Origin of the sequence: Thiohalocapsa sp., assembly GCF_019695415.1 — a bacterium.
In the GTDB taxonomy this organism is placed as follows: domain Bacteria; phylum Pseudomonadota; class Gammaproteobacteria; order Chromatiales; family Chromatiaceae; genus Thiohalocapsa.
The window spans coordinates 1-8,094 of sequence record NZ_JAIFKJ010000522.1 but is presented as its reverse complement, the minus strand read 5'-3'; the positions used below and the strand labels follow the sequence as shown (position 1 = coordinate 8,094).

Annotated in this window: 7 protein-coding genes; all 7 read right to left on the bottom strand. The window is 60.5% G+C overall.

Going from position 1 to position 8,094, the window contains the following annotated elements:
* Positions 1–59: 59 nt before the first annotated feature.
* The 7 genes from xrtA to I6U14_RS14515 all read right to left on the bottom strand — a co-directional run bounded on the left by xrtA (position 60) and on the right by I6U14_RS14515 (position 8,030).
* Entirely contained in the window at positions 60–1,148 is a 1,089-nt protein-coding gene (xrtA, locus tag I6U14_RS14545) for an exosortase A (RefSeq protein ID WP_296900236.1), read from the bottom strand.
* The gene (locus I6U14_RS14540) at positions 1,145–2,419 is read right to left on the bottom strand and encodes a TIGR03087 family PEP-CTERM/XrtA system glycosyltransferase (RefSeq protein ID WP_296900235.1); all 1,275 of its coding nucleotides are present in this window, start codon (positions 2,417–2,419) and stop codon (positions 1,145–1,147) included. Before I6U14_RS14540 ends, xrtA begins: the two co-directional genes overlap by 4 nt.
* Before the next feature lie 6 nt (positions 2,420–2,425).
* Positions 2,426–3,463: a FemAB family XrtA/PEP-CTERM system-associated protein gene (locus tag I6U14_RS14535; protein ID WP_296900234.1), complete on the bottom strand. Its 1,038-nt coding sequence runs from the start codon at positions 3,461–3,463 to the stop codon at positions 2,426–2,428.
* Complete coding sequence (locus I6U14_RS14530) at positions 3,453–4,298, bottom strand: XrtA system polysaccharide deacetylase (RefSeq protein WP_296900233.1); 846 nt, start codon at positions 4,296–4,298, stop codon at positions 3,453–3,455. The genes I6U14_RS14535 and I6U14_RS14530 overlap by 11 nt, the downstream gene beginning before the upstream one ends.
* A gap of 147 nt (positions 4,299–4,445) precedes the next feature.
* Entirely contained in the window at positions 4,446–5,564 is a 1,119-nt protein-coding gene (wecB, locus tag I6U14_RS14525; RefSeq protein WP_296900232.1) for a non-hydrolyzing UDP-N-acetylglucosamine 2-epimerase, read from the bottom strand.
* Positions 5,565–5,606: 42 nt separating this feature from the next.
* On the bottom strand, positions 5,607–7,061 hold the full coding sequence (locus I6U14_RS14520; RefSeq protein WP_296900231.1) for a TIGR03016 family PEP-CTERM system-associated outer membrane protein: 1,455 nt from the start codon (positions 7,059–7,061) through the stop codon (positions 5,607–5,609).
* A 24-nt stretch (positions 7,062–7,085) separates the two neighbouring features.
* Complete coding sequence (locus tag I6U14_RS14515) at positions 7,086–8,030, bottom strand: XrtA-associated tyrosine autokinase (RefSeq protein WP_296900230.1); 945 nt, start codon at positions 8,028–8,030, stop codon at positions 7,086–7,088.
* Positions 8,031–8,094: the final 64 nt, after the last annotated feature.

Genomic DNA, 8,094 nt, shown 5'->3' with positions numbered 1-8,094 from the left:
TCGCCCGCCGCCTCGTAGAAGGAGTAGAGGCTACCGTCGGTACCCACCACGCGCGGTCGTCAATCCCACAGGTCCGCACCCGGCATGAGTGTCCAGCCCGGCGCCCGCGGTGCCTGCACCTCCACCGGTGCCACTTTGCCGCCGTGGTCGGACAGCGCCCATGCCGCCACGGGCCAGAACAGCGCCGCCACCGCCATCACGGACAGGAGTCGCAAGGCCCCCCGGCGGTCGATCGGCTGCACGCGGCTCGGCGCCGGCTGCGGCAGCGCCGCGGCCGGGTCACGCCAGATGCTGCCCACCAGGAACATAATCGTGATGATGATCCCGAAGAAGACCCAGCCGTAGATCAGATGGTCCACGCCCACCGCGAGCTTCATGTCGCTCAGATGACCGATCATCACGATCATGTAAGCGCGAAAGCCGTTCGCAATGATGGGCACGAAGATGGAAAAGACCACAAAGAGCAACCGCTTCCACCACAGCGTGTAGGTAAGGTAGGCGAACAGCACGCCCAGGGTCACCGAAGCGATGAGATACCGCATGCCGCTGCATGCCTCAACCACCGACCACTGGCCGCTTGGGATGGTAAAGAAGGTACCCTCACGATAGACCGGGATACCCGTGAGCTTCAGCATGCCGACCGTGAAATCGGCCGTGAAGTTCATCATGGGATAAACCAGGCCCTCGCCCACCGGTACGCCAAAGAACAGGAATAGAATCGGGAAGAGCAGATATCGGGTGACCCGATGCCCCAGCACCGCCCAGATGGAGACCACAAGCAGACCGACATAGGCGAATTGCTGCACCACCAGAGTGTCAACCAGATTACCGAGCAGCCAGCCAAAGCCGAGCGGCATGAAGAGCAGCAGCGGCCAAGGCGTCGGTTGCGGGGCCAGCTGGCTGAGGCCCGTGCGCTTCTCCCAAACCAACCAGAGGCTGATGGGGATGATGAGATAGCCGTGCGCGTAGGTCTCCGAGCGCTCCCAGATGGAGACGATGGACCAGGCGGTGTGGTGGAATGAGACGGTCACAAGGCTCACGGCCACCAGGAGTACCAGCACGCCCGGCCCCCAAGTGTCGACCCAGCTGCGTGTGGTGCCGACAGCCTCGGTACCGAGAATAGACGTATCCTCTCGCATGTCATTCATGCACTTAGCTCTGCTATCGCTTTATCCCCTGCTACGACCGCGAGAAACCGCGCCATCGCAGCCGGCCAATCGTATTGGTCGCAAACGAGGCCACGGGCCCTTACACCGAGATCGCCATATGCCCCGTGGAGGATCGCGCTGATCCCATCTGCCATCGCCATCGGCTCGTCCGCAACAAGCAGATGGCGCCCGGGAACGGCATCGAGGCCCTGTAGGCCCATGGAGGTGGTGACCACCGGTCTGGCCATCGCCATGCCTTCCAGCAGTTTGTTCTGGATCCCGCGGGCGATGCGCATTGGCGCCACCACCGCGGCAGCATGCTGCAAATAGGGCCGCACGTCCGGCACGCGACCGCTGACCACAATGTCGTCACACGCAAGGGCACGAACCTGCCGGCTCGGCCGCGCACCGACCACATAAAAGCGTAGATGGGGGTGGCGCTCGCGCAGTAATGGCCACACGGCGGCGGCAAACCACCGCACGGCGTCGATGTTCGCCCAGTAGTCCATGGCACCGGTGAACACAATGGCGGTGGCGTCGTCCGCGAAGGGGCTTGGGCGCGCCGAGCAGGGCGCGAAGTAAGTCACGTCCACACCGTTCGGCACCGCAGTTAGCGGTGTCTCGACGCCACTCAGCTCCTTGAAAAGCGCTGTCTCCGGCGCCGACACGAACAGACTGGCAGCGCTAGCCTGCGCGACGCGCGAGTCATGCGAAAGCAACGTGCGCGACTCCCTCGCGTACAGCCAAGCCATCGGCCATCGGCTGCGCCGTGCGAATTGGGCCCATTTGTCCGCATCCACATCGACGAAGTCGAGGACACACCGCGGACCGCGGCCGTCTCTGCGCAATGGCGCATATTGTGCCATGGCCGAGGAGAAGACGACGACGTGGGAGAGATGCCGGCGGGCAGCCAAACCGTCGACCCAAGCCGCCATGTGATGATCCCTGTAGCAGGCCACCGTTAAAGGTCCGCCTGTAAACAAGGCCGACAATCCTCGCAGCCTCGCGCGCAGCGGCGGCAGCGGCCGAAGGCAAATCTCCGCGCAAAGGCATCGCAGTTGCTCAAGATGCGCCCAGTCGCTTGCGTCGTCGACGAACGCACCGAGGTGGACCCGATACTGCTGCGCGAGCGCCATCAACCAGCGATATGACCGTATCTTGTCGCCCTTATCGGGCGGATAAGGAATGCGATGACACAACAGCAGCAGATCAGGGACATCGCGAGCCTCACGAGGCTGCAACGACGAGGAGGCGGCCTGCAGTATCACCACACGGCCTCAGGCGAGGTTACGCGCAAGTATCGGACCAATCCGGTTCGCAACCGACAAGGGCAGACGCTTCCAGCCGGCGATGAAATATTTGTACTTGGGATTGTTCGGGTTGACGTCCGGGACCGCACGGCTCTTCACCAGATGGTATTGATAGTGCAAAGGTTGTGGCTCGAACCCCCAGTTTTTCTTGAAGCTGAAAGCACCAGTACCGCGCTTACTGCGGCCGTAGTCGAAGATGCGGATGCCACGCTGAGCTGCACGTGACATGAGATCCCAGTACATGAAGTCGTTACCGTACAACAAGCGTGCAGCCGGTCGACTGCCTCCGTAATAAGGCAGAACGGTGTCGGCGTGGAAGAAGCTCATGACACCGGCGATATCGGCTCCGTTATGGGTGACGATGGAGAGCTCACAGACATCAGCGAAGACACGGTATAGGGTTTCGAACCAGCGCCGCGGGAATACCGGCGTGCCGAGGTTGCGCACACTCTCGGCGTAGATCGCGTAGAAGCGGGCCACGTCCGTCGTCTGTTCGCTCCGAAGCCCGAGCTTAATGCCCTTGCGGACCATCGCCCGCTGCTTGCGCGGGATGTCCTTGAGATTTGCCTCGTCATCGTCTGTGATGGCCTTCCGAAACGTGACATAAAGTGCGTCTTTGGTGGGCCAGCCCAATTCCAGGGGATGTTCGTTGCGCAACTCCAGCGCGTCCACACCCAACCGCTCCGCAAGTGCGCACGCATGCTGCGTCACCGCCCGGCGGGCGGAGACATCGCTCGCCAAAGCTCCGCCGTAGACGCATCCGGGCGTAGAGACCAAAGTGTGACCGAAAAGCCAACTCCTGATCTCTGCGAGCGGCAGAATGGCCTGCACTTCGGTACCGCGACGCGCCAAGAGAAAATGCGGACGAAGGCCCAGTCCGGCACTCACTGCATCGTGCCATCCACTCCTATGGCAGAAAGTCGCCTGAGGATGCGCAGCGACGAAAGCGTCCCAGTCGGCTCGGTCTTCCGGACGGAGCTCGGTAACGCGAAGCTCAGTAGACATCGACACCGGAACTGCCCTGCAGCGACAGGAACAGCCGATCCATGCGTGACCAGAGGAAATCCCGGGCAAGGCGGTGCAGGCGAGGCTCCATTCGGCCCAGGTTGAGATAGTGCCGCACTCGGGTTTTCAGGCCGAGATTTCGCTGCATGGGCTGCGCGGGATCGATCTCCCAGGGGTGAAAGTAAAAAACCGCGGATTGGCGATCTCGCCGATTCACCCGACGAAGCGCCCAACGCGAGTAGGCGTAGGGGAACAATCGAAAGTAACCGCCGCCACCGCAAGGGAATTTGCGCTCCCCGTATGCGACGGTAGTTACGGGCACCTCCAGCAACCGGTCGCAGACCCGTGGGCGAAAACAAAAGCGCGGTGCCTCCGGCATACCGTAGAGGTCATGACGGATCGGGTAGATACTGGAAGAGTAGCGGTGACCGGTCTCTTCCAACACACGCAGCGCCCACAGGTTATCCGCACCGATTGAGTAGCTAGGGGCGCGATAGCCTAGGACTTCCTGGCCGCCAATATCCTCAAGCAGGCTCTTTGTCCGGGTCACATCGGCACGGAATTGATACTCGTCCAGCTCCGTGACTCGCACGTGGGCGAAACCATGGCTCGCTAATTCGTGTCCGCCGTCCACAATGCGTCGCACCATCATCGGATGACGCTCTGCAATCCAGCCTAAGGTGAAAAAGGTTGCTTTGATCCTGTAAGCATCGAACAGAGCCAGGATACGATCGACATTGCCCTCGACGCGCCTCGGCAATCGCTCCCAATCCTCACGACGAATGTGGCCCTCGAACGCAGACACCTGAAAATAGTCTTCAACGTCTACGCTCATGGCGTTGACGGGGTTCGACCCTGGTATCGCTTGTGCATCGGGGCCGACTGCTATCGCGGCATCCGCAGTGGACCCGTCGCGCCGAGACGGGGCGTCGGCAGCCAGTGTCATGGTGTAGGTCCCCCGGGGGCCGGCTAGAACAGCTCCCTAATGAATAGTGCGAAACCAGTGGTCGATACGCTCGACGATCCGCCCCGCTGCCCGTCCATCCCAAAGCTCCGGGATACGACCCGCTTTGCCACCATCTTTCAGCACATCCCGGGCCGTGGCGAGAATCCGCTCGGGATCTGAGCCGACGATGGAGTTGGTGCCCTCGGTCACGGTAATGGGACGCTCTGTGTTGTCGCGCAGCGTGAGGCATGGTACGCCAAGAGCAGTGGTTTCTTCCTGGATGCCCCCTGAATCAGTCAGTACCAGTGTCGCATGCTGCAGTAGCGCTAACATCTGCAAGTAGTCCAACGGCGGCAACAGGGTGAAGGCGGACTGCGCCATATCCATGAGCCCGGCCGACTCGAGTCGCGCCGAAGTCCTCGGATGCAAAGGGAACAGCAAGGGCAGCTCGCCGGACAGCTCCAACAGCGTCTGCAGCAAGCGCTGCAGCACCGCCGGCTCGTCAACGTTTGAAGGCCGGTGCAGGGTGACGACGCCAAAGCGTTCACCTTCGAGCGCAGGCCCCACGCCGACGGCATCAAGCACCGCCGCCACACTCGGCGCACGCCCGAGATTCTCCAGGAGCGTGTCGATCATCACATTGCCGACAAAGTGAACGCGTTGTGGATCAATACCCTCGCGCCGCAGATTCTCCAGCGCCTGGCGCTCGGTCGTGAAGAGCAGATCCGACATTTGGTCGGTCAAGACCCGGTTCACTTCCTCCGGCATCCGCCTGTCAAAGCTCCGTAGACCCGCTTCAACATGGATGATCGGCAATCCTTTCTTGGCCGCAACGAGCGCGCACGCGACAGTCGAGTTTACGTCACCTACAACCAGCACCGCATCGGGGGCCTGCGTGTCCACCACGGGCTCGAACCGCTGCATGATCTCTGCAGTCTGGACAGCGTGCGATCCCGATCCGACTCCAAGGTCCTCGTCCGGCTCTGGAATCTGCAACTGCTCGAAAAAGGTGGTCTTCATGGCCGCATCGTAATGCTGTCCAGTGTGGACCAAATACGCCTCTAGCGCGGCCGAGGTCTTGATTTGCCGCATCAGCGGCGCAATTTTCATGAAGTTTGGCCGCGCCCCCACGACGCACATCACGCTTTTTGGCATTGCAATGGCTCCAAAGGCCTTGTCCGTACCGATCCCTCCCACTCAGAAGCGGACATTAAAATCCATAGACAAACGGTGCTCCGAGAAATCGTCGGCCTCGCCGTCAACGTCGCGCTTGAGTCGACCGATGCGTGCCCCCAAGCTCGCCTGCGGGCCCACGCGATACGATAGTCCCAAATTCAGTTCGTCTTGAAAAAAATCAAAAGCGTTCGGGTTGTCCTCACTATGATCCCAGAGATCTACACTCGCGCTTGCAGTAAGGCGTGTGGACAATCGCCGGGAAAACTGAAAACGGACCTGGTTATCCAAGGTGTCCAGATCGCGTTGGTCGTACTCGCGCCGAGTCACCCACCAACGCACCGATGCGGCATTCCGGCCCTTTCTGTACGCGGAGTGCAGTTCTAAGCGGTCACGCAAAAAGGTATCATCCACCAACACGGGCGTAGTAACCGTAGCGGTCAAGATTTCATCGGTTGCGAAAGGATCTGGAATGGGATTACCGAACAAATCCCTAACGGGCACGACTTCCTCTTGCTGGAGTTCAGTTACAGCCGATTGGATGGTTACGTCATAACGCGCCCGGAACGCCCAACGCTTGTGCCGATATGTCCCGTTGAAACGGTAGGTTTCGCCGAAATAACGCTCACCCATTCCAAACTCGAACCTTGCCCGCGTGTTCGGTGTCCAGCGAAAGATGGTCTCCCAGCGAAAACCGTCCGTGTCCCCGCCGCCAGTCCGAAAAGCATCACGGCTTTCGTCATAACCCAGGATCAGATCAAGACGATACCTCGGACTGAACACATAACCAACGCGACCGTAAAGTTCCCCGACGCCCTGATCAGTGTCAGCGTCAAACACCTGACGCCGCCAATTCAGAGACCAAGGGGCATTTGTAAACATGGGACCACTGGTAATACGCACCCGTGTGTCACGCGTTGGGGTGCGAAAACCATCGCCGTCGTCCGCTGTCGACGCAGTGAGCTCGTAGCCGAGCCCAGGCTCGATGCGTACCGTGGCGAAGCGCCCTCCGAGAATAGGTAAACGTACGCGCGGCGTTACCCGGAGCGAAGCCCGCTGCGTGAATGCGTCGGGGTTCGCGAACCTATCAAACCCACTATTGACCCGCGGGTCAATCAAGGCCTGATTCGCATCCGCGCGCACGTCCACAAAAAAGTAGCGCTCAATCAGCTCTGCACTGAGGCGCGCGGAAAGGGTGTGCCGGATATCGTTGAGCTCGGAGTGCGCCGGGTACCAGACAAAGGCAGGGCCATAACTCAGCCGAGAATCGACACGGCTGCCCCTGCGCGACGAGTTGATATATGGCCGAACCTGGAGCACGCTGCCCGACTCGCCGTCGTCCGAATCCAGAAAAATGTTGTCTGATAGGATTGCGCTCGCACGCAGCCCCGTATTGCCCCGCCACGAGGCCAGCGTCTCTGTCACGGGCAGCAGCACCAGAGCAGCCGTCAGCCACAACCGAATCAGGGCAGAATTCATCGTGTTCAGGAGCGGGCGCTGAAGTTAATCGTCCCGCTCGGCACCATAATCACCGTTGTAACCATAGCCATAGCCATAGCCATAGCCATAGCCGTACCCATAGCCGTACTGGTAGCCATACTTCCCGGAGAACAGCGTGCTCTTACACTTGTTCAGCAGCATGTACACGTTGCCGGTACGGCCGATCTGCGCCAACGTTTCCTTGACCAGCCCCTGCGGCGTCGCTTCGTGCTCGACCACGATGACAATCTGCCCCATCAGCGACGCGAGTACAGGCGCCTCACTTGTCGCCAACACCGGCGGGGAATCGAAAAGAACGATTCTGTCCGGATAGCGGGTCGCGACATCATGCAACAGGCGCCGCATGTTCTGGCTTGACAGCAGCTCGGTGGCTTGTCGGTGGCGCTGCCCCGCAGGCAATATGGACAGCTTCGGAATATCGGTGGGGCGGATCAGCTCGGCTAGATCCACGCCTTCATCAAGATGCTCAATGAGCCCTGGAGCGTCACCGAGGTTCAGGCGGCGCGACAACCCCGGCTTGGCGACATCGCCGTCGATGAGCAGCACCCAGCAATCTAGTTCCAGTGTCATTGAGGCGGCGAGATTTAGAGAGACGAACGTCTTTCCCTCGCTCTGCACGGGCCTTGACACCCTGATGAGGTTGTATGGGGACGACCCATCCGGCCTTCGCCCAAAGGCATTTATCAGCAACGGGCGCTTGATCATTCGAAACTCTTCGGCGATCCGTTTGTGCTCCCCTTTTTCTCGCTTGCTGCGATCATCGCTCGGCAAAACCATGATCTCGCCGACTTGCAGAACATTAGCCTTCCTGGGGGATTCAAGCGACAGGTCGACACCGCCCTCAGGCACCGGCGTGGCTGGGGAATCAACTTGCTCGCCGCCCTGCTCCTGGCGCATCCACCGCTTTACGTCGGCTCCGCCCTCAACGTCCGACTTATGCGTGGTCATATTTGGACTCCAGCCGGCAAAAGTAAAAGCTCATTACGTCTGCCCCGGGCCTGCCGGGAGGGCG

Excerpts from the sequence above, each read along its gene's own strand:
- xrtA (WP_296900236.1), bottom strand. The coding sequence starts at position 1,148 with ATGAATGACATGCGAGAGGATACGTCTATTCTCGGTACCGAGGCTGTC.
- I6U14_RS14535 (WP_296900234.1), bottom strand. The coding sequence starts at position 3,463 with ATGTCTACTGAGCTTCGCGTTACCGAGCTCCGTCCGGAAGACCGAGCC.
- I6U14_RS14530 (WP_296900233.1), bottom strand. The coding sequence starts at position 4,298 with ATGAGCGTAGACGTTGAAGACTATTTTCAGGTGTCTGCGTTCGAGGGC.
- wecB (WP_296900232.1), bottom strand. The coding sequence starts at position 5,564 with ATGCCAAAAAGCGTGATGTGCGTCGTGGGGGCGCGGCCAAACTTCATG.
- I6U14_RS14520 (WP_296900231.1), bottom strand. The coding sequence starts at position 7,061 with ATGAATTCTGCCCTGATTCGGTTGTGGCTGACGGCTGCTCTGGTGCTG.
- I6U14_RS14515 (WP_296900230.1), bottom strand. The coding sequence starts at position 8,030 with ATGACCACGCATAAGTCGGACGTTGAGGGCGGAGCCGACGTAAAGCGG.